General features: G+C 64.4%; 21 protein-coding genes and 1 tRNA gene. 10 read left to right on the forward strand and 12 right to left on the reverse strand.

Annotation, left to right across the window (positions count from 1 at the left end; all coding sequences use genetic code 11):
* A tRNA-Leu gene (locus tag IVB47_RS15570) sits at positions 1 to 85 on the reverse strand.
* A gap of 152 nt (positions 86 to 237) precedes the next feature.
* Here IVB47_RS15570 and IVB47_RS15575 point away from each other — a divergent pair.
* Entirely contained in the window at positions 238 to 1,554 is a 1,317-nt protein-coding gene (locus IVB47_RS15575) for a multicopper oxidase domain-containing protein (RefSeq protein WP_247462477.1), read from the forward strand.
* 4 nt (positions 1,555 to 1,558) lie between these two features.
* On the opposite strand, the gene IVB47_RS15580 is transcribed toward IVB47_RS15575, so the two are convergent.
* Positions 1,559 to 3,058: an NAD(P)H-hydrate dehydratase gene (locus tag IVB47_RS15580; RefSeq protein ID WP_247462479.1), complete on the reverse strand. Its 1,500-nt coding sequence runs from the start codon at positions 3,056 to 3,058 to the stop codon at positions 1,559 to 1,561.
* A gap of 381 nt (positions 3,059 to 3,439) precedes the next feature.
* Between IVB47_RS15580 and IVB47_RS15585 the strand changes: the two genes are divergently transcribed.
* Complete coding sequence (locus IVB47_RS15585) at positions 3,440 to 3,778, forward strand: P-II family nitrogen regulator (protein ID WP_007603495.1); 339 nt, start codon at positions 3,440 to 3,442, stop codon at positions 3,776 to 3,778.
* A 149-nt stretch (positions 3,779 to 3,927) separates the two neighbouring features.
* Positions 3,928 to 5,337 (forward strand): type I glutamate--ammonia ligase, encoded by a 1,410-nt coding sequence (gene glnA, locus IVB47_RS15590; RefSeq protein WP_007603494.1) that lies wholly within the window; start codon positions 3,928 to 3,930, stop codon positions 5,335 to 5,337.
* A gap of 318 nt (positions 5,338 to 5,655) precedes the next feature.
* On the opposite strand, the gene IVB47_RS15595 is transcribed toward glnA, so the two are convergent.
* Both IVB47_RS15595 and IVB47_RS15600 read right to left on the reverse strand, forming a co-directional pair.
* Positions 5,656 to 6,429: a gamma-glutamyl-gamma-aminobutyrate hydrolase family protein gene (locus tag IVB47_RS15595; protein ID WP_027567222.1), complete on the reverse strand. Its 774-nt coding sequence runs from the start codon at positions 6,427 to 6,429 to the stop codon at positions 5,656 to 5,658.
* 91 nt (positions 6,430 to 6,520) lie between these two features.
* The gene (locus IVB47_RS15600) at positions 6,521 to 7,225 is read right to left on the reverse strand and encodes a hypothetical protein (protein ID WP_247435249.1); all 705 of its coding nucleotides are present in this window, start codon (positions 7,223 to 7,225) and stop codon (positions 6,521 to 6,523) included.
* 136 nt (positions 7,226 to 7,361) lie between these two features.
* Here IVB47_RS15600 and IVB47_RS15605 point away from each other — a divergent pair, with 136 nt between their 5' ends.
* Positions 7,362 to 8,498, forward strand: coding sequence for an AI-2E family transporter (locus IVB47_RS15605; RefSeq protein ID WP_247463182.1), 1,137 nt, complete (start codon positions 7,362 to 7,364; stop codon positions 8,496 to 8,498).
* Between the two features lie 6 nt (positions 8,499 to 8,504).
* Here IVB47_RS15605 and IVB47_RS15610 read toward each other — a convergent pair whose 3' ends face one another.
* The 6 genes from IVB47_RS15610 to IVB47_RS15635 form a co-directional block, all read right to left on the reverse strand.
* The gene (locus IVB47_RS15610) at positions 8,505 to 8,801 is read right to left on the reverse strand and encodes an antibiotic biosynthesis monooxygenase family protein (protein WP_027518288.1); all 297 of its coding nucleotides are present in this window, start codon (positions 8,799 to 8,801) and stop codon (positions 8,505 to 8,507) included.
* A 102-nt stretch (positions 8,802 to 8,903) separates the two neighbouring features.
* Entirely contained in the window at positions 8,904 to 9,140 is a 237-nt protein-coding gene (locus tag IVB47_RS15615) for a hypothetical protein (protein ID WP_247435244.1), read from the reverse strand.
* Between the two features lie 57 nt (positions 9,141 to 9,197).
* Complete coding sequence (locus tag IVB47_RS15620; protein ID WP_247462481.1) at positions 9,198 to 10,430, reverse strand: GGDEF domain-containing protein; 1,233 nt, start codon at positions 10,428 to 10,430, stop codon at positions 9,198 to 9,200.
* A 229-nt stretch (positions 10,431 to 10,659) separates the two neighbouring features.
* Positions 10,660 to 11,139 carry a 30S ribosomal protein S9 gene (gene rpsI, locus IVB47_RS15625; RefSeq protein ID WP_007603485.1) on the reverse strand — a complete coding sequence of 160 codons (480 nt, stop codon included), beginning with the start codon at positions 11,137 to 11,139 and terminating at the stop codon, positions 10,660 to 10,662.
* Between the two features lies 1 nt (position 11,140).
* Complete coding sequence (gene rplM / locus IVB47_RS15630; protein ID WP_007603484.1) at positions 11,141 to 11,605, reverse strand: 50S ribosomal protein L13; 465 nt, start codon at positions 11,603 to 11,605, stop codon at positions 11,141 to 11,143.
* A 158-nt stretch (positions 11,606 to 11,763) separates the two neighbouring features.
* Positions 11,764 to 12,192, reverse strand: coding sequence for a PaaI family thioesterase (locus tag IVB47_RS15635; protein ID WP_007603483.1), 429 nt, complete (start codon positions 12,190 to 12,192; stop codon positions 11,764 to 11,766).
* Positions 12,193 to 12,278: 86 nt separating this feature from the next.
* Between IVB47_RS15635 and IVB47_RS15640 the strand changes: the two genes are divergently transcribed.
* The 4 genes from IVB47_RS15640 to IVB47_RS15655 all read left to right on the forward strand — a co-directional run bounded on the left by IVB47_RS15640 (position 12,279) and on the right by IVB47_RS15655 (position 15,744).
* Entirely contained in the window at positions 12,279 to 13,103 is an 825-nt protein-coding gene (locus tag IVB47_RS15640; protein ID WP_027567228.1) for an enoyl-CoA hydratase, read from the forward strand.
* A 172-nt stretch (positions 13,104 to 13,275) separates the two neighbouring features.
* The gene (locus IVB47_RS15645) at positions 13,276 to 13,860 is read left to right on the forward strand and encodes a CoA-binding protein (protein WP_247356251.1); all 585 of its coding nucleotides are present in this window, start codon (positions 13,276 to 13,278) and stop codon (positions 13,858 to 13,860) included.
* Positions 13,861 to 13,998: 138 nt separating this feature from the next.
* Positions 13,999 to 15,279 (forward strand): O-acetylhomoserine aminocarboxypropyltransferase, encoded by a 1,281-nt coding sequence (locus IVB47_RS15650; protein WP_027567230.1) that lies wholly within the window; start codon positions 13,999 to 14,001, stop codon positions 15,277 to 15,279.
* Positions 15,280 to 15,399: 120 nt separating this feature from the next.
* Positions 15,400 to 15,744 carry a hypothetical protein gene (locus IVB47_RS15655; protein WP_247397375.1) on the forward strand — a complete coding sequence of 115 codons (345 nt, stop codon included), beginning with the start codon at positions 15,400 to 15,402 and terminating at the stop codon, positions 15,742 to 15,744.
* Between the two features lie 13 nt (positions 15,745 to 15,757).
* Here the strand turns inward: IVB47_RS15655 and IVB47_RS15660 are convergent, their stop codons facing one another.
* Complete coding sequence (locus IVB47_RS15660; RefSeq protein ID WP_247462483.1) at positions 15,758 to 16,840, reverse strand: COX15/CtaA family protein; 1,083 nt, start codon at positions 16,838 to 16,840, stop codon at positions 15,758 to 15,760.
* 93 nt (positions 16,841 to 16,933) lie between these two features.
* On the opposite strand from IVB47_RS15660, the gene IVB47_RS15665 reads away from it, so the two are divergent.
* Positions 16,934 to 17,155, forward strand: coding sequence for a DUF2842 domain-containing protein (locus IVB47_RS15665; protein ID WP_247462484.1), 222 nt, complete (start codon positions 16,934 to 16,936; stop codon positions 17,153 to 17,155).
* A gap of 5 nt (positions 17,156 to 17,160) precedes the next feature.
* On the opposite strand, the gene IVB47_RS15670 is transcribed toward IVB47_RS15665, so the two are convergent.
* Positions 17,161 to 18,204, reverse strand: a complete 1,044-nt coding sequence (locus IVB47_RS15670; protein ID WP_247462486.1) for a polysaccharide deacetylase family protein — start codon at positions 18,202 to 18,204, stop codon at positions 17,161 to 17,163.
* 127 nt (positions 18,205 to 18,331) lie between these two features.
* On the opposite strand from IVB47_RS15670, the gene IVB47_RS15675 reads away from it, so the two are divergent.
* On the forward strand, positions 18,332 to 19,513 hold the full coding sequence (locus IVB47_RS15675; RefSeq protein ID WP_247462488.1) for a GNAT family N-acetyltransferase: 1,182 nt from the start codon (positions 18,332 to 18,334) through the stop codon (positions 19,511 to 19,513).
* Positions 19,514 to 19,563: the final 50 nt, after the last annotated feature.

Consider the following 19,563-nt stretch of genomic DNA (forward strand, 5'->3'; position numbering starts at 1 on the left):
TGGTGCGGGCGGAGGGACTCGAACCCCCACAACTTTCGTCACTGGAACCTAAATCCAGCGCGTCTACCAGTTCCGCCACGCCCGCGTAAATTTGCATCAAGACCGGCCGCGATGCCGCGGGCGGCGGGCTTATAGCATGTGCCCGCCTGTTCGCAGCAAAAAAATGGCCCGATAGAGGCAGGCTTCAACTAGGCACGACGGCTGGACTTATCCAGCACGCCGTGGTCCGGATCGGCCATGAAAACGCGGATCTTCGACCCGACGAGGCGCGAGGTTTTGGCCGGACTTGGAGCCGGACTTGGCGCCTCTGTGGCCGGGCTGATGGCGGGCGGCGCAGTCCCGACCGTGACCGCCCAGCTCGCGCTTCAGGCAAGGCCGGCGACGCTGGCTCTGAGGCCGGGGCAGCCGGCCACACCCATCTGGGAGCTGGCCGCCGTCAGCCACCTCGGGGATGTCCGTCTCAAACGTGGCGACCACTGCGAGGTGGTCTTCCGCAACGACCTGCCTGTGCCGCTTGCACCAGTCTGGTACGGCCTTGGCGGCCCGGCCGCGGCCGACCCGCTTCGAGGACGCGCCCCAACGGCCCCGGACGCGACGGAAACATCAATTATTTCAGTGCTAAACGCGGGAACCCTGTTGGCCAACTTCCGGCTGTTCGAGGACGGCCTGAAGCAGCCCGCGCGCCCGCTTCCGATCATTGCCGCCGAGACAAACCCGGTCGCCGCCGATCGCGACGTGGTTCTCTTGATCGAGGAATGGCGGCTACGGCCAGATGGAACCGCACTTCCCCCGGGCCGGGACCCGAAGGACACATCCCCGCTCTATACAATCAACGGAACGACTTCATTCGAACTCTCAGCTGCGGCAAATGAGCGGCTGCGGCTGCGCTTTATCAACGGCTCGCAACGTTCTGTTCTGGCGATCAAATTGGAAAGCCACGAAGTCCAGGTGCTGGCCCTGGACGGACAGCCGGCCGAGCCGTTCCCGGCTCGCAACGGCGCGCTGGTGCTGGCTCCCGGCTCACGCGCCGACGCCTTCGTGGATGCGGCCACATCGGCCCCATTCCTGCTGCATGACGGCAAGGAGGCGCACCAGGTCGGCCGCCTCACTGTCTCCGGCAAGCTTGACCGGCGCGTGCCGCTGTTGCCGCCGCAGCCGCTCCCTCCAAATGACCAGCCCGACCGCCTCGATCTGAGAGGCGCCCTGCGATTCGATGTCGCGCTTGGGGCAGCCGACGTCGGGTGGGTACGGCCCGCAAATTTCTCGACGTCCTCCGCCCCTACCTTTCGCACCAGGGCCGGCCGCACCGTCGTGCTGGCCCTCAAGAACCCCGCACCCGTCGCCACCGTCTTCCATCTCCACGGCCACCCTTTCCGCCTGCTCGACAAGCTCGACGACGGCTGGAAGCCCTATTGGCTCGACACGCTCGCGATCGAACCCGGCCAGACCCAGCGCATCGCATTCGCTGCGGCCTCCCCCGGGCGGTGGCTGATCGAATCCGTCGCAACCGACTGGGCCGCACCGCGGCTGGTGCGCTGGTACGCGGTGGAGTGAGAGCTCAGTATTCCACCCCCAGCGCACCATAGATTCGCCGGTGCACGGCCGGCAGCGTCTCGGTGAGATCCTCCGCGATCAGCCCCGGCCCCGCCTCGCTCGCCGCTTCGCCATGCATCCAGACGGCGATGCTGGCGGCTTCGAATGCCGGCACGCCTTGCGCCAGCAGCCCTGCGATGATGCCGGCGAGCACGTCGCCGGCACCCGCGGTGGCGAGCCAGGGCGGTGCGTTGGCGGCGATGGTGGCGCGGCCGTCGGGCGCGGCGATCGTGGTGTCCGCGCCCTTCAGCAGCACGACCGCGCCGGAGCGCTCGGCGGCGGCGCGCACGCGCTCGATCTTCGAGCGGCCCGGATATTTATTGCTGAGGTCGGAGAACAGCCGTGGGAACTCGCCCTCGTGCGGCGTCAGCACCACCGCCTTGTCCTGCGACGTCTTGATCGATTCGAACAGGCGCTCGGGATTCGCGGCAAAGCTCGTCAGCGCATCCGCGTCGAGCACCAGATGCCGCTGCGCGTTAAGCGCCGTGTGGACGAGATCGCAGGTGCGCTCGCCGACACCCGCGCCGGGGCCGATGATGCAGGTGTTGTAACGCTTGTCGCCGAGCAGCTCGCCGAACTCGATGGCGGTATCGACGGGGCGAACCATGACCGCGGTGAGCGCAGCCGCATTGATCGCGAGCGCATCACGCGGCGTGGCCAGAGTCACCAGGCCCGCACCTGCCCGCAGCGCCCCGCGCGCGGCGAGCCGCGCGGCACCGGTCGCCGCCGCGTCGCCCGAGACCGCCAGCACATGGCCGCGCGCGTATTTGTGGCCGTCGATGCGCGGCACCGGAAAGGCCGCGCCCCAGAAGTCCGGATCGTTTTCGAATATTTGCGGCGCGATCTCGTCCAGCACCTGCGCGTCGATACCGATGTCGGCGACACGCACGTGGCCGCAATGCATCCGCCCCGGCAGCAGCAGATGCGCCGGCTTCTTCCGGAAGAAGGTAAGGGTCTCGGTGGCGTTCACCGCCACGCCCAGCACGGCTGCGCTGGTGCCATTGATGCCGCTCGGCAGGTCGACCGCGAGCACCGGCGCACCGTTGGCGTTGATCGCCTCGATCATCGCACGCGCCTCGCCCTCGGCGGGACGGCTGAGGCCCGCGCCGAACAGCGCATCGATGATCAGCGCCGGTCGCCCGATCGCCTGCGGGTTGAACGGGAGCACCGGGTGCTTCCAGCCCCGCGCGGCCGAGGCCGCATCGCCCTGGAGCTGGTCGCGCTCGCACATCAGGATCACCGAGACCTCGCGGCCTTGCGCGGCGAGCTCGGCGGCTGCGACAAAACCGTCCCCGCCGTTGTTGCCCGGGCCGGCCACGATCAGGATCGGCCCCTCCTCCACCAGCGCGTGGGCGGCCTCGGCGACCGCCTGACCGGCGCTGAGCATCAGCTTGAAGCCGGGGGTGCCTGCCGCAATGCTGAGCTGGTCGGCGCGCTGTATTTCGGCGTTGGTCAGAACTTCCATGCCACTTCCCTGTCCAAAAGCCTTTTCAAGAGGCACGTTCCGCACCAGGCCATCCGACGGAACGACGATCTGCACAGATATTGAACCGTTTGCCTATTTCGTAGTCTGCGGTATTTTGTGCGGGTCGGCGCCACCTATCAGAGCTGCACGTTAAAAGGCTGATAACGCTCCAATAATCAGGGCATTTGCAACTTGGCATAGACCCTGCTTTCGCGGAAGTCGCTTCGGTTCGTCGTGCTCACTGGCATTTATCAGGGTGTGGCCGGCCGTTGTTGCCGGACTGGTCAGGGATCCCGGCATAGCGAAGACAAGATCGTGCGTTAAGAAAAGCGCATCCTGACGAAGACGTTGCTATTTGTTCGAAAGGCCGGGAGGCGCGCAGTGAAGAAAATCGAAGCCATCATCAAGCCATTCAAGCTCGACGAGGTGAAGGAAGCGCTTCAGGAAGTCGGCCTTCAGGGCATCACCGTCACTGAAGCCAAGGGCTTCGGCCGGCAGAAGGGTCACGCCGAGCTGTACCGCGGCGCAGAATACATCGTCGACTTCCTGCCCAAGGTGAAGATCGAGATCGTGATCGGCGACGATCTGGTCGAGCGCGCCATCGACGCAATCCGCCGCGCTGCGCAAACCGGGCGCATCGGCGACGGCAAGATCTTCGTCTCCAACATCGAAGAGGCGATCCGCATCCGAACCGGAGAATCCGGGCTGGACGCTATCTGAGCCGGGTGCTATCCCGCATTTTGCGACATTCTGACAAGAAATAGGCTGCTTCGGCGGCCTCATTTTGTTTGTGCCTCGCGCGCCTCAAGAAGCGTGAACACGGTCGCTCGAAGTTTGGAAACCGACCCGCAGAGCCAAAAGGGGTATGCATGAAGACCGCCAAAGACGTCCTGAAATCGATCAAGGACAACGACGTCAAATACGTCGACCTGCGCTTCACCGATCCGCGCGGCAAGTGGCAGCACGTCACCTTCGACATCAGCATGATCGATGAGGACATTTTCGCCGAAGGGACGATGTTTGACGGCTCCTCGATCGCCGGCTGGAAGGCGATCAACGAGTCCGACATGTGCCTGATGCCCGATCCGGTGACCGCGACGATCGATCCGTTCTTCGCCGAGACCACCATGGTCATCACCTGCGACGTGCTCGAGCCGACCACCGGCGAGCCCTACAACCGCGATCCCCGCGGCATCGCCAAGAAGGCCGAGGCGATGGTCAAGTCGATGGGCGTTGGCGACACCGTGTTCGTCGGCCCCGAAGCCGAGTTCTTCGTGTTCGACGACGTGCGCTTCTCCGCCAACCCCTACAGCACCGGCTTCCGCCTCGACTCTTCCGAGCTGCCGACCAACTCCGACACCGAATATGAAGGCGGCAATCTCGGCCATCGTGTCCGTACCAAGGGCGGCTACTTCCCGGTGCCGCCGCAGGACTCCGTGCAGGACATGCGCTCGGAGATGCTCGGCGCCATGGCCAAGATGGGCGTGAAGGTCGAGAAGCACCATCACGAGGTCGCTTCCGCCCAGCACGAGCTCGGCATGAAGTTCGACACGCTGACCTTGATGGCCGACCACATGCAGATCTACAAATACTGCATCCACCAGGTCGCGCACATCTACGGCAAGACCGCCACCTTCATGCCGAAGCCGGTCTTCGGCGACAACGGCTCGGGCATGCACGTGCACCAGTCGATCTGGAAGGACGGCAAGCCGGTGTTCGCCGGCAACAAATACGCCGACCTGTCGGAGACCTGCCTCCACTACATCGGCGGCATCATCAAGCACGCCAAGGCGATCAACGCCTTCACCAACCCGTCGACCAACTCCTACAAGCGTCTGGTCCCGGGCTATGAGGCTCCCGTGCTGCTCGCCTATTCCGCCCGCAACCGCTCGGCGTCCTGCCGCATCCCCTACACCGCTTCGCCGAAGGCCAAGCGCGTCGAGGTGCGCTTCCCCGATCCGCTCGCCAATCCCTATCTCGGCTTCGCCGCGATGCTGATGGCGGGCCTCGACGGCATCAAGAACAAGATCGATCCGGGTCCGGCGATGGACAAGGACCTCTACGATCTGCCGAAGGAAGAGCTGAAGCAGATCCCGACGGTGTGCGGCAGCTTGCGCGAGGCGCTGGAAAACCTCGACAAGGATCGCGGCTTCCTGAAGAACGGCGGCGTGTTCGACGACGACTTCATCGACGCTTATATCGAGCTGAAGATGACCGAAGTCGCCCGCTTCGAAATGACCCCGCACCCGGTCGAGTTCGAAATGTACTATTCGGGCTAAGCCGCCGGAACGACTACGACGCACGAAAGGCGCCCCTCGGGGCGCCTTTTTTTGTGGTCCTCGAGTTTTGTTCTGCGTCTGACTCCACTTCGTTCTCAAAGAACGAATCGGAATCGAGAAAACTGGCGCGCATCAATTCTTGATATCTGGTTTATTGCGCCCGAGAGATCGCGAGCGCTGTTGGTAATCGCAGGATGCGTTCAGCGCCGCGAAATCCATCCTGGAGACTAGTTCTCGTGCCTGTTTGCGAAAATCGCCAATCCTCCGCCGCCGGTCGCAACGATCGAGAGCCTTATCGGCCTCGGCGCAACCCCGCAGCTACGCCGCCGCGCGCTGCTTCGCCACCATGGCCTGACCGAACGCCTCGAACAGTTTTCGGTTGATCGGATTGTGCTGCGGGTCGTATTCGGCGTGCCATTGCACCCCGAGCGCAAAAGCCCTGGCTTCCGCGATGCGGATTGCCTCGATGGTGCCGTCCTCGGCAATGCCCTCGATCAGCACGCGCTTGCCGGGATCGAGGATGCCCTGGCCGTGCAGCGAATTGACCCTGATCTTGTCACAGCCGAGCAATTCTGCGAACGCGCCGCCCGGCGTCAGATCGACGTCGTGGCGATCGGCGAACACCACTGTCGGATCGGGGTGGATCTCACCGTTCTCGAGCCTCGGCATGCGATGGTTCATGCGGCCCGGGATCTCGCGGATCTCGGGATGCAGCGAGCCGCCGAAGGCGACATTCATCTCCTGGAGGCCCCGGCAGATGCCGAACAGCGGGATACCGCGAGCAACGCAGGCGACCGAGAGCGCCAGCGCCACCTCGTCGCGGTGGATGTCGTAGGGCTCGTGCGCCTCACATGGATCGACGTTGAAACGGGTCGGGTGGACGTTGGCCCGGGCGCCAGTCAGCACGATGCCGTCGACCGTATCGAGCAGCGCGCCGATATCGGTGATGTCAGGCGACCCCGCGAACATCACCGGCAGGCCGCCTGAAACCTCGGCCACGGCGCGCAGATTACGCTCGCCGACCATCTGGACCTGAAATCGATTTTCAACGCGATGGGCATTCCCGATCACGCCGACGACCGGCTTTCTCATCTCCCGCTCAGACCTCCCCGCCGAAGAAGATTCTCCAAACATGCCCCCGGGGTGGAACAAATTCAACAGAAGGGTACGCGGGACGGCAATGCTATTTTCGCGCAAATGCCTCCCGGGCCACGATCGCGCCGCCAAGGGGCAGGCCGGCGGTCTTCAGTGCGGTCGCCGCCGGGTCGCCCGGCGCAGCCAACCAGGGCAGTTTCGTTTCGATTCCGCGCGTCACGGACTCCCCGAGCGCGCCACCGAAATCGATCGGCCAAAGCCCGTTGGGCACCATTTCGGCGGTAAGGCCACGGAGTGCATAGCCGTCGCCCAGGACCGCCTCCGCATGGTCGCCGGCGACAAGGCGCGCCGTCGCAGGGTCCATGGGATCGCCAAAGCTCACCAGCACGGGCATTAGGTCCCCCTGCACCGCGACGACGCCGGTCTGCCGGTTGAGCTCGTTGAACGAGACACGGTTGCCTCGCGCGGCGCCATAAGCGCGGAGCGCGACATAGTTGATGTCGTCGAGATCGAGCTTCGCGCCCTGCTGATGTGCCAGCAATGCCACCACATTCTTTCCCCGGCCGAGGTCGACGAACACAGCCTCGCCGCGCATCGTGGTGCGGCCGCCCCGGCTATAGCCGCGATCGGGCACGACGGCCAGAACACCGGAGCCGGACTTGACGCCTTCGGGCGTCGTCACCTCGACCGTGAGGCGATATTTGTGGCCGGGCCGGTTGATCCGGATCTGGTCGCCAATCACGAGCACGGCCAAAAGCCCGAGCAGACCCACCCATTTGCTGATGAAACTCAAGCGCGCCCCACCTGTTCTCTCCTCGTCCGTCTGCACCGTTCACACGGCAGCGTCAAACCAGCGCGTTGACGCGGTCTTGATCAAAAGCGTGTTTGCCGAAAGACTTCCCCCCGGTCCACCTAAAGGACATTGCGTGATCACATTCCCGGATGAACGACCCCCGACCCGTTTTGATCTGGCTTGGGGCATTTCGGTCGGCGGCATCGGCGTGGTGCTGTTCGCCGTGCTGCTCGCGTTCTCCTGGTACTTCGCGACCACCCTGCTCCTGATCTTCGCCGGGGTGCTGCTGGGCCTTGGGCTCAACGCGCTGACCAACGCGCTTGGCCGGCATGCGCGTCTGCCGCATGCGCTGCGGCTCGCAATCGTCTGCTTGGCCCTCGCGCTCATGCTCGCGGGCATCGCATATCTCGGCGGCGCCACCATCGCCGATCAGGCGGCGGGACTCAGCAAAACCATCAAATCCCAGATCGGCAACGTCAAATCATTCCTGGACAATCACGGCATCGACACCAGCTTCTTCGATTTCGGGAGCTCCGGACCCGATTCGTCTCCCGACGCGCAACCGGAGCCGACGCCGTCGGCCGGCACGACGTCGCGCGGGGCAATACCCGGCGCAGGCGCCCTTGCCTCCAACGGCGGGGCGATCGTGAGCCAGACGTTCAAGCTGCTGCTTGGCACCATCCACGGCGTGGGAAACATCTTCATCGTGCTGTTTCTGGGAGTCGCCTTCGCCGCCCAACCCAGCGTCTATCGCGAGGGATTGCTGTTCATCGCGCCTGCAAAACATCGCGCGCGCGCGGCCGTCATCATCGACCGCGTCAGCGAGACACTTGAACGATGGCTGATCGCACAGATGATCGTCATGCTCGCGGTCGGGGCGGTAACCTGGATCGGGCTTCTCATCATCGGCATCCCGGGCTCCTTCATCCTCGGGATTCAGGCGGGACTGCTCGGCTTCATTCCGACCGTCGGCGCCATCATTGCCGGCGTTGTGGTCGTGCTGGCGAGCCTCGCCTCAGGATGGATTCCGGCGCTGTCGGCCTTTCTCCTCTTCATGGGCGTCCACGCCATGGAGAGCTACGTGCTGACGCCCCTGCTGCAGCGGCAGGCACTGGACATCCCGCCGGCTACGCTGTTCGCGTTCCAGATCCTGCTCGGCGTCGTCTTCGGGATCTGGGGTCTGGCGCTGGCGCTGCCACTGGTCGCCATCGCCAAAGTCGTGATCGACCACTTCAAGACGTACGAAGCGCCGCCTCTGGCGGAGGCGGCCTGAGCCGCCTCAGGTGGTGAGCACGGTTTCGGTGTGCTCGACCTCAGGGGGTGCCGCAAAATACTGGCCGACGAGGCCGCGCCATTCGGTGAAATTCTCGGAGCCGCGGAAATCGACGGTATGGTTCTCGAGCGTTTCCCACTTCACCATCAGACGATAGCGCTGCGGCTTCTCGATCGACTTGTGCAGCTCGAAACCATGGAAACCCTTGGAGCGGCCGAAAGCGGCCTTGGCCTTGGCGACGGCAGCCTCAAAGTCCTTCTCGCTGCCCGGCTTGACGTCGATTTGCGCGATCTCGGTGATCATCTGTTTCCACCCATTTTTGTTCGATGGGAGTGTCTACCGCAGCCCGCGACAAAGAAAAAGGCGCCGAAATGGCGCCCTGCCCGGTCCGAGAATGCAGATCACTCAGGCGAGCAGCAGAGCGGTGCCCGCCACGATCAGCGCACAACCGGCGAACAGCGCAAGCGGCCAGTAATTGCGGCCTTGCGTGTAATGCCCCTGGGCGCGGCGCTCGGTGATCAGCGCGCTCTCATATTCGTCCGCGGTCGAGAACAGGCAGGCGAAGCCGCCGCGTGCCGAAGTCGCCGCGGCTTCGAGCGACATCAGGGCGGTCTGCGGGCTCTGTCGACGGATCGATTCCATGACCGCAATGGTAGGGATCGAATGGTAAACAGGGGATTACCGCAAGGCCTCCGTTGCCTAAGCTGTCGCCGTCTGCGCCTTGGACTGCGTGTTGGAGACGCCTATCCGTGCGGCGCTCTGGCGGCGCCAGTTCTCCAGCGACAATGGCAGCTCCTCCGCCGCCTCGACGCGGTTACGGCCGCCGCGCTTGGCCTGGTAAAGCGCGGTGTCAGCCGAGGCCAGCAGCACTTCGAGTTCGGTGCCGGCCGGACCGCCCGCGACGCCGATGCTGACGGTGGTGTCGACCGGGCCCTCATCGACGACGACCCCGGAGGTCTCGAAGGCTTCGCGCACGCGCTCGGCCACCAGCACGCCCTCCTCCAGCGAACACGGCAGGAGGGCGGCGAACTCCTCGCCGCCGATGCGACCCGACATGTCGCTGATGCGCAGGTTGCTGACGACGACGGTCGAGAACAGTTTCAGCATCTCGTCGCCGGCGGGATGGCCGAAGCGGTCGTTGATCGACTTGAAATGATCGATATCGAAGATCATCACGGTCACGGGACGGCCGGCCTTGGCCTCGCGCTCGATCACGCGTCCGCAGGCTTCCGAGAAGCCGCGGCGGTTGAGCATGCCGGTCAGCGGATCGGTGGACGCGGCGGTCCGGTGCGCAGTGACCGTGCGCTCGGACACCAGCATGAAGATCACGAACACGGTGCCGACGGCATAGAGCACGAGCTCGACCGCGAACACGGTGACCCAGATGCTGTTGGAGAAGCCGGCATCGTTCGGGCGCAGGAAACTGCCGAGCAGAATCGGCAGCATCAAGACGCAGCCGTGCATCACCGGGACCACGAAGGCCGGCCAGCGCCGTTGCAGGCTCTTGCGCCGCTCGACCCAGAGCTCGCTCGCCGTCAGCGCCGCATAGACCGAGACGATGCCGGCGCCGACGATCATGCGCAGCATGGACACCGCGGGATCGAGCAGCGTGGCGGCAGCGGTCCAGGCGAGCGCGCCGACCAGGAGACCCGGCCAGTTCGGCTTGCGGCCATGAAAGACGCGCGCCGCATTCCACACCATGCCGCAGGCGACGAAGCCAACTGCGTTCAGCGCAAGGTAAAGATGCGGGCCCAGCTTGTCGCCGGCCGCCGTCCAGAGCGCGACCGATGCGGCGCCAAGGAGATAGGCGGTGCCCCACCATTTCAGCGCAGGGCTGTTCTCCTGCCTTCCGAAAAATACCATCATGGCGCCGAGCAGTGCGGCGACCATGGTGGCGACCAAATAGAGCGTGATGCTATCGAGCGACATCATGTCGGCCCCCTTCTAGACATAGCAGTTACGCGATCGGCTCCACCGATTTGCGCGCCCTTCCAAATGCGACGCTATGTCTCGCGGGTTCCATTCAGGTTTTCATGCGAGCCCAAGTTTTCAGGAAACACGCCATCAATTTGCATACAAACGAACAGCAAAAAGGGCGCTGAAATCAGCGCCCTTTTGCATCTCATTGAAGCCGCTTTCGCAGCGAATGCGACCGAAGCGATTAACGCTTCGAGAACTGGAAGGACCGGCGGGCCTTGGCCTTGCCGTACTTCTTGCGCTCGACCACGCGGGAGTCGCGGGTGAGGAAGCCGCCCTTCTTGAGCACGGTGCGCAGCTCCGGCTCGAAATAGGTCAGCGCCTTGGAGATGCCGTGACGGACGGCACCGGCCTGGCCGGACAGACCGCCGCCGGCGACGGTGCAGATCACGTCATACTGGCCCGAGCGCGCGGCCACGGAGAACGGCTGCTCAATCATCATACGCAGCACCGGACGGGCGAAATAGACCTCGACCTCGCGCGCGTTGACCGTGACCTTGCCGGCGCCCGGCTTGATCCAGACGCGGGCGACCGCGTCCTTGCGCTTGCCGGTGGCATAGGCGCGGTTGAACTTGTCGACCTTCTTCTCGTGCTTGGGCGCGTCGGGCGCGGCCGCCGTCTTGAGCTGCGAGAGCTGGTCGAGCGACTGGATGGATTCGGCCATGTTATGCGGCCCTCGTGTTCTTGCGGTTCAACTTGGCGATGTCGATCTTCTCGGGCGTCTGGGCCTCGTGCGGATGATCGGCGCCGCCATAGACGCGGAGGTTGCCCATCTGGACGCGACCGAGCGGACCACGCGGGATCATGCGCTCGACGGCCTTCTCGAGCACGCGCTCGGGATGCTTGCCCTCGAGGATCTGGCGCGCGGTGCGCTCCTTGATGTGGCCGACGTAACCGGTGTGCTTGTAATAGGTCTTCTGCTCGCGCTTGCGGCCGGTGAGAACCGCATACTGCGCGTTGATGATGATGATGTTGTCGCCGCAATCAACGTGCGGGGTGTAGGTCGGGAGGTGCTTGCCGCGCAGGCGCATGGCGACGATGGTGGCGAGACGGCCGACGACCAGACCCTTGGCGTCGATCAATACCCACTTCTTCGTCACCTCAGCCGGCTTTGCCGAAAAGGTTTTCATGTCAGAGTTTCCGTGGACGGGGAGCATCGGCGCGAACACCGCACCGGACTGGGCGGTTTTCTAGAGAACGGGGGCGCCGCGGTCAATGCCCAAAGGCGTAATTTACATGTGCAATATCAATTGCTTAGAAATATGGTATTAAGGTACCCTCAAAAAGCTTAAACGTTTGGAATGGAATAGGTCGAGGTGACATGGGCAATCGGATCGGGCGAGGTACCGGACAACAGCTTCACCTCGCCGACCGCGAGGCGCTTCCCGAGCTTGAGCAGCCGCGCCTCCGCCAGCACGTCCTGCCCGGGTTGCCCCTTGCGCAGGAAGTTGATGTTGAGATTGGTGGTGACGGCGAGCCCGATCGGCCCGATTGCGGACAACAGCACCACGTACATCGCGAAATCGGCGAGTGCCATCAGGGTCGGGCCGGACACGGTTCCGCCCGGCCGCAGCATCTTTTCGCTATAGCGTTGACGCAAAAGGCAGGCCTGACCGTCCGCGCTCTCGATCGTGATGTCGTCGCCGCTGAAGGCCTGGGGAAACTCGTTGCGGAGGAACTGCTCGAGCTCCGCCACGCTCATTTTCGCTAACGCCATGCTACCCCTCACCCTCGCTTCACGTCCCCTGTTACATTAAGTTATCTGCGTCATCCAATCGCAATAATCCAATCGGAAACGCTTTGATGTCCGTCCAGGCCGCCCGCGTCCCCTCCCCGCAACCACCGATCCTGCTGCGCGAGACCGTGGGCCTCATCGCGGTCCTGACCCTCAACCGCCCGGCCGCCCGCAACAGCCTGTCGGCGGCGATGATCGCAAGCTTGCATGCCGAGCTCAACGAGATCCGGGACGACAAGTCCGTCCGCGGGGTCGTGATCGCGGCCAACGGTCCCGCCTTCTCCGCGGGCCACGACATGAAGGAGCTGACCGCGCGCCGCACCGACCCGGACCGTGGCCGTGCCTTCTTCGCCGAGATGATGACCGCCTGCAGCGCGATGATGCAGGCGATCGTGCACCTGCCCAAGCCTGTGGTCGCATCGGTCCAGGGCATTGCGACCGCCGCGGGCTGCCAGCTCGTGGCAAGCTGCGATCTCGCCATCGCCTCGGAAGCAGCACACTTCGCCACGCCCGGCGTCGACATCGGCCTGTTCTGCTCGACGCCGATGGTGGCGCTGTCGCGCAACGTGCCGCGCAAGCAGGCGATGGAGATGCTGCTGACGGGCGAGCCGATCCCGGCCGCGCGCGCCCGCGAGATCGGCCTCGTCAATCGTGTCGTCGCGGCCGGCACTGAGCGCGCTGCCGCCATTGCGCTCGCCGAACAGGTCGCGCTGAAATCCGCCTATACCGTCAAGCTCGGCAAGGAGGCGTTCTATCGCCAGGCCGAGATGAGCCTTGCAGACGCCTATCGCTATGCGGCAGAGGTGATGACCGACAACATGATGGCGCGAGACGCCGAGGAAGGCATCGGCGCTTTCATCGAGAAGCGCACGCCGACATGGCGGGACGAGTAATTCGTCATTGCGAGCGAAGCGAAGCAATCTGTCATTGCGAGCGAAGCGAAGCAATCCAACTATTTCCGCGGCACGGATTCTGGATTGCTCCCTCCTCGGAGGCAGACTGGATTGCTTCGTCGCTTCGCTCCTCGCAATGACGGCGAAAAGATGAGCCCGAAAAGATAAGCCAATGAACCACGACGCCTATCCCGACAATTACATCCGGGGCATCCTCAACAACGTGAAGTCGATCGCGATGGTCGGCGCTTCGCCTGCCAACGTGCGGCCAAGCTATTTCGCGTTCAAATATCTGGCCCAGCGCGGCTACGACATGATTCCGGTCAACCCCGGCCATGTCGGCAAGGAGCTGCTCGGAAAACCCTTCGTCGCCTCGCTGTCCGACATCGGCCGTCCCGTCGACATGATCGACATTTTCCGCAACTCCAGCCACATCATGCCGGTGGTCGAGGAAGCCCTCACCCTCGATCCGCTGCCGATGGTGATCTGGATGCAGCTGGGGGCGCGGGACGATGCGGCGGCGCTGAAGGCGGAATCGGTCGGTATCAAGGTGGTGATGAACCGCTGTCCCAAGATCGAATATGGCCGCCTGTCGTCGGAGATCTCCTGGATGGGCGTCAATTCACGCACGCTGAGCTCCAAACGCGCCCCGGTGCCGACGCAGGGCATGCGCTTATCCCTCAATCGGATGAGTGTCGGCGGCGGCGACACCGCGGCATCGGACCGCGCCGCCAAGAACAAGAGCGAGCAAAGCTGACGCAATTGCGAAGGTTTCATTTCGCGAACGCGACAATGCGTAGCACGATCGTTCCGATGTGAAGCCGCGCCTTGACGGCAGCCGCGGCGCCAATCAGCATGCCGCGCGATTTCAGACCACGAGAACAGGACGCCCTCAATGAGCGATCGCCTTCCGGGATTTTCGACCCTCGCCGTGCATGCCGGTGCACAGCCCGATCCCACCACCGGTGCGCGCGCGACTCCGATCTATCAAACGACATCGTTCGTCTTCAACGACGCCGACCACGCCGCCTCGCTGTTCGGCCTGCAGGCGTTCGGCAACATCTATACCCGCATCGGCAATCCCACCAATGCGGTGCTGGAAGAGCGCGTCGCGGCGCTCGAAGGCGGCACGGCCGCGCTTGCGGTGGCCTCGGGCCATGCCGCGCAGGTCGTGGTGCTGCAGCAATTGCTCCAGCCCGGCGACGAGTTCATCGCCGCGCGAAAGCTCTATGGCGGCTCCATCAACCAGTTCACGCACGCGTTCAAGAGCTTTGGCTGGAACGTGGTGTGGGCCGATCCCGACGACATCGCGAGCTTCGAACGCGCGGTCACGCCGCGCACGAAAGCGATCTTCATCGAGTCCATCGCCAATCCCGCCGGCAGCATCACCGACATCGAGGCGATCTCGACGGTGGCGCGCAAGGCCGGCGTACCGCTGATCGTCGACAACACGCTGGCCTCGCCCTATCTGATCCGTCCCATCGACCACGGTGCCGACATCGTCGTGCACTCGCTGACGAAATTTCTCGGCGGCCATGGCAATTCGATCGGCGGCATCATCGTCGATGCCGGCACCTTCGACTGGTCGACCGGCGGCAAATATCCGATGCTGTCGGAGCCGCGGCCCGAATATCACGGCATCCGGCTGCAGGAGACGTTTGGCAATTTCGCCTTCGCGATCGCCTGCCGCGTACTCGGCCTGCGCGACCTCGGACCGGCGCTGTCGCCGTTCAACGCCTTCATGATCCTCACCGGCATCGAGACATTGCCGCTGCGCATGCAGAAGCACTGTGACAATGCGAAAGCGGTCGCCGAATTCCTCGCCGGCCATCCGGCGGTGGCCGCGGTGAACTATGCGGGCCTTGCAAGCGACAAGTACAACCAGCTCGCGCGCAAATACGCGCCGAAGGGTGCCGGCGCCGTGTTCACTTTCAGCCTGAAGGGCGGCTACGATGCCGGCGTCAGCCTGGTGTCGAAGTTGCAGCTGTTCTCGCATCTGGCCAATGTCGGCGACACCCGCTCGCTCGTCATCCATCCAGCCTCGACCACGCACAGCCAGCTCGACGACGCCGCCAAGGTCAAGTCCGGCGCCGGCCCCGACGTGGTGCGGCTCTCGATCGGCATCGAGGACAAGGAAGATTTGATCGCCGATCTGGAGCAGGCGCTGGGCGCGTAGCTGTCCTGGTCATTCCGGGGCGCTTGAGTGCGCCCCGGAATATGGCTCCAGTTAACAGTCATTAACCATATCTGCCGCATACATCGTCCCTGGATCACCCCTTTTGATTCGGAGCCGACGATGCTGCGCTGGATGGTGCCTGCCCTTGCGGCGATGCTGACGGTCTCAGCTGCGGTTGCGGCCGATTTGCCGGCCACGCCGAGGCGGCGGGCGGCCGCTCCGCCACAGGAGCCGCCGCAGGTCTATGTCGAAACCGATCCGGATGCGCTGATCTCGCCGGCCTATGGCATCGGCAGCTACATTCGCAATTTGCCGGGTACGCCACTACTGCCGGGCTCGCATACGCTGCCGGGCTATTACGGCCGCCCCTGGGACTACGATTACCAGGGCGCGTATTACGGCGGGAAGCAGGTCGATTATTTCTGGCGCCTGCCCTATTCGTGCGGCATCTACGGCTATTGCTGAAGAGCAGATCCGATCAGCCGGCCTGACCGACGGGAACGGCGCGCGGCTGCGCTTCGGTTGCGCCACGCGTCGCGAGCCGTTCGGTCTGCATCACCGCAAGCGTCAGCACCAGGATCGCGACCGCCTGATGCGCGAGCGCGAGATCAATCGGCACCTGGTTGAGCAGCGTGAGGATGCCGAGCACGCCTTGCAGGCTGACCGCGCCCAGCAGCAAAAGCGCGCCGCTCGCCGCAGACCCCGCGCGTGAACGCACCGCATCGAACGCGTGCAACGCCGCCAGCGCGAACAGCGCATAGGCCGTCATGCGGTGCTCGAACTGCACCGTCAGCACATTGTCGAACATATTGCGCCACCACGGCGTCTCGAACCACAGCCGCTCCCCTGACGGAATGAACGCGCCGTCGATCTGCGGCCAGGTGTTGTAGGCGCGGCCGGCGCGCAAGCCCGCAACCAGCGCACCGAAATAGATCTGGATGAAGGTCACGACCAGGAGCAAGGCGCTCGTGAAGCGCAGCCGCGAGGGTGCTGCGATCGGCGGACGCTCGGCGAGCCGCCGCACCGTCCAGACGATGCCGGCGAAGATCACGAGCGCGAGCACAAGATGCGTTGCCAGCCGATATTGCGACACCTCGACGCGTTCAGACAGCCCCGAGGCCACCATCCACCACCCCACCGCGCCCTGGAGCCCGCCGAGCCCGAACAACAGCCACAACCGCCGCTTCAACTCGCCGGACAGGCCGCCGCGCCAGAGGAAGAACAGGAACGGCAAAAGATAGGCGACGCCAATGAAACGGCCGAGCAGCCGATGGCTCCATTCCCACCAGAATATCTCCCTGAACTCGGACAGGCTCATGCCGGCGTTGAGTTCGCGATATTGCGGGATCGTTTTGTAGGCCTCGAAGGCCGCCGTCCACTGCGCTTCCGAGAGTGGCGGAACGCTGCCCGTGACCGGCTTCCATTCGACGATCGAGAGTCCGGATTCCGTCAGCCGCGTCGCGCCCCCGACCAACACCATCAGTGCGATCAGCGCAGCGACTGAGATCAGCCACCAACGCACGGCGCGATGTGGCTCGGACGGGGTGGAAATCGTCGTCATTCGAGGCAAAACCAGAGCTTGAACCGGACTGCGTGCCCCTTATAGTCCCCCGCTTCCGCAGCGCAAGTTACGTGAAAGCCGCGACATTCCATCATGACGATCCGCACCCGCAAGTTCCTCGGCACCATCCTGCTCCTGGTGCTCGCCACCGTCTGGGCCCTGCTCGGCATGGCGCTGGCGCAGATGCCCTGGATCGCCGAGTCCGGCTGGCGGCAGGCAATCTATTACGTGGTGGTCGGCATGGGCTGGGTGCTGCCGGCGATGCCGATCGTGAGCTGGATGCAGCGGCGCGACCGGGTCAAGTCGAGTTCGTAGCGCTTCTAGATCGCGGCTGTGCTGGTCGGCTTCACCGGCGCAAAAGCAACCCCCGACACCAGCCCCCGCATGATGCGCAGCGAGCGCACCCGGCCATCCCAGGAAATGCGCGGCAGCGCGCGCAGATTGGTGCGTCCCTCCGCGTCCACGACACCCGGGATCGTCGTCACCGCGCTGGCAAAGCCGGCCTCCTCCGCCATGATGACATGGCTGCGCCGGAACGAGGCGCGATCGCCGAACGGAAAGGCGAGATGCCGGATGTCGCGATCGAAGGCCGCTTCCGCGACTGCCTTGCCCATCGTCATCTCGCGCAGCGCGGCCGCATCCTTCATGTTGGCGAGAACGGGATAGTTCACGGTCGCACTGCCGATCGTCACCAGCGGGTCGGCCGCAATCCTTGCCAGATCCTCCCAATTCATCGATGCCTCGCGTGAGAGCGCGGCAAGGTCGACCCGGTAGCGCGCGCAGAGGTCTGCGATCGCGGCCGACACATCCGCCGGCGGCAGCGAGCGCAGCCAGGCCTCGACGAACGAAAACAGCGCCTGCTTCTCGGCGTTGCCAGTCACAGTAAAGCGCTGCTCCTTCTCGCCCATCATCAGGCTGACACGGCTCTCGCGCGCGATCACCTGTTCGAGTCCGAGCCACCAGGCCTCACCGACGCCGTCGGGAAACGCCGTGGGCACATAGATCGTGAAGGGCACGGCATGGCGCGCCAGCACCGGATAGGCAAAGTCGATCAGGTCCTTGCCGGCGCCGTCGAAGGTGAGTGCCACGAAGCGCCGCTGTTCCGACAGCGTCACCGCGCGCCGGCAGACCTCGTCCATGCCGAGAAAATCATACTTCCACCGCTTCAGCGCGCGAATGGCGCGATCGAGGAAATGCGGCGTGATCTCGTTTTCGCGCAGCGGCTGAAACCCGCCGCGCCGCCTCGGCCGCACATGCGCAAAACGCAGGATGGCGCCGGCACCACGACTGCGCAGCGCAGCCTGGCCTGTGAACCAAGTCAGCTCAAGGCGCAGCCGTTCCAGCCATCTGTCGTCGGATGCCAATGTCCCACCTCGCGCCCGTCGGCGGCCGTTCCCCCTCTTATAGTCATTACTCTTTGTTGACATTTCTTTGCAAAGGTCGGCCACAGGCCGAATTACGCATATTTTTGATTTCTCGACAGGTTCGCGAATGACCATGGCTGCGGCGATGCAAAGCCGGACGGCAGAATTGCCAGCGCGGTCGAAAGCGGACCGCATCGTGCATGTCGATATCGTGACCGATCTCGGCGCGGCCGAGGCCGCCTGGCGCGCCTTCGAGCAGCCCGGCCAGCTCTTCACGCCCTATCAGCGATTTGATCTGCTCAGTCCCTGGCAGCGTCTGGTCGGCGAGCACGAACGCGCCCGCCCTTTCATCGTCGTGGCCCGCGACGCCGAGCATCAGCCACTGCTGCTGCTGCCGCTCTCGCTGCGCCAAAACCACGGCGTCCGCACGGCCTGCTTCATGGGCGGCAAGCATACGACCTTCAACATGGGCCTGTGGAACGCCGAATTTGCAGCGCAGGTCACCATCGGCGATCTCGACGCGCTGCTTACGCCGCTCGGCGAGCATGCCGACGTTCTCGCACTGACGCAGCAGCCGCTGCACTGGAACGACCAGCAGAACCCGTTCGCGCATTTGCCGCGCCAGAGCGCGATCAACGGCTGCCCGCTGCTCACGATGGAACCGGGCGGTCCGCCGGCATCGCGGATCAGCAACTCCTTCCGCCGCCGCCTCAAGAGCAAGGAGAAGAAGCTCCAGGCGCTCGCCGGCTATCGCTATCATTTGGCGACCACCGATGCGGACATCACCCGCCTGCTCGACTGGTTCTTCCGCGTCAAGCCGGCGCGGATGGCCGAACAGAAGCTTCCCAACGTCTTCGCCGAGCCCGGCGTCGAGCCATTCGTCCGCAGCGCCTGCCTTGCGCCACGCGGTGACGGCCGCGCCATCGACATCCATGCGCTCGAATGCGACGACGAGGTGATCGCGATCTTCGCCGGCGTCGCCGACGGCCAGCGCTTCTCGATGATGTTCAACACCTACACGATGTCCGAGCACGCCCGCTACAGCCCCGGGCTGATCCTGATGCGTTACATCATCGACCGCTGCGCCGAGCGCGGCTACCGCTCGCTCGACCTCGGCATCGGCTCGGACGAGTACAAGCGGATGTTCTGCAAGGACGACCAGGACATCTTCGACAGTTTTGTTCCGCTGACGTCACGCGGAAAGCTCGCGGCCATGGCGATGTCCTCGCTGAGCCACGGCAAGCGGCTGGTGAAGCAGAACCAGATGTTGTTCGACCTGGCGCAGCGGCTACGGCGAGCGTTCGGGTAGCTCTCGCATTGCACGACTGCCCTCCTTCTCCCCTTGTGGGAGAAGGTGGC

The sequence above is a fragment of the Bradyrhizobium sp. 62 genome (assembly GCF_023073035.1).
GTDB lineage: Bacteria > Pseudomonadota > Alphaproteobacteria > Rhizobiales > Xanthobacteraceae > Bradyrhizobium.

What these genes read in the sequence shown, in the direction of transcription:
- IVB47_RS15595 (WP_027567222.1), bottom strand. Translation starts at nt 6,429, where the DNA reads ATGAGAAAGCCGGTCGTCGGCGTGATCGGGAATGCCCATCGCGTTGAA.
- IVB47_RS15660 (WP_247462483.1), bottom strand. Translation starts at nt 16,840, where the DNA reads ATGACGACGATTTCCACCCCGTCCGAGCCACATCGCGCCGTGCGTTGG.
- IVB47_RS15615 (WP_247435244.1), bottom strand. Translation starts at nt 9,140, where the DNA reads ATGGAATCGATCCGTCGACAGAGCCCGCAGACCGCCCTGATGTCGCTC.
- rplM (WP_007603484.1), bottom strand. Translation starts at nt 11,605, where the DNA reads ATGAAAACCTTTTCGGCAAAGCCGGCTGAGGTGACGAAGAAGTGGGTA.
- glnA (WP_007603494.1), top strand. Translation starts at nt 3,928, where the DNA reads ATGAAGACCGCCAAAGACGTCCTGAAATCGATCAAGGACAACGACGTC.
- IVB47_RS15655 (WP_247397375.1), top strand. Translation starts at nt 15,400, where the DNA reads ATGCTGCGCTGGATGGTGCCTGCCCTTGCGGCGATGCTGACGGTCTCA.
- IVB47_RS15575 (WP_247462477.1), top strand. Translation starts at nt 238, where the DNA reads ATGAAAACGCGGATCTTCGACCCGACGAGGCGCGAGGTTTTGGCCGGA.
- IVB47_RS15645 (WP_247356251.1), top strand. Translation starts at nt 13,276, where the DNA reads ATGAACCACGACGCCTATCCCGACAATTACATCCGGGGCATCCTCAAC.
- IVB47_RS15580 (WP_247462479.1), bottom strand. Translation starts at nt 3,058, where the DNA reads ATGGAAGTTCTGACCAACGCCGAAATACAGCGCGCCGACCAGCTCAGC.
- IVB47_RS15620 (WP_247462481.1), bottom strand. Translation starts at nt 10,430, where the DNA reads ATGATGTCGCTCGATAGCATCACGCTCTATTTGGTCGCCACCATGGTC.
- IVB47_RS15635 (WP_007603483.1), bottom strand. Translation starts at nt 12,192, where the DNA reads ATGGCGTTAGCGAAAATGAGCGTGGCGGAGCTCGAGCAGTTCCTCCGC.
- IVB47_RS15675 (WP_247462488.1), top strand. Translation starts at nt 18,332, where the DNA reads ATGACCATGGCTGCGGCGATGCAAAGCCGGACGGCAGAATTGCCAGCG.
- IVB47_RS15665 (WP_247462484.1), top strand. Translation starts at nt 16,934, where the DNA reads ATGACGATCCGCACCCGCAAGTTCCTCGGCACCATCCTGCTCCTGGTG.
- IVB47_RS15650 (WP_027567230.1), top strand. Translation starts at nt 13,999, where the DNA reads ATGAGCGATCGCCTTCCGGGATTTTCGACCCTCGCCGTGCATGCCGGT.
- IVB47_RS15610 (WP_027518288.1), bottom strand. Translation starts at nt 8,801, where the DNA reads ATGATCACCGAGATCGCGCAAATCGACGTCAAGCCGGGCAGCGAGAAG.
- rpsI (WP_007603485.1), bottom strand. Translation starts at nt 11,139, where the DNA reads ATGGCCGAATCCATCCAGTCGCTCGACCAGCTCTCGCAGCTCAAGACG.
- IVB47_RS15640 (WP_027567228.1), top strand. Translation starts at nt 12,279, where the DNA reads ATGTCCGTCCAGGCCGCCCGCGTCCCCTCCCCGCAACCACCGATCCTG.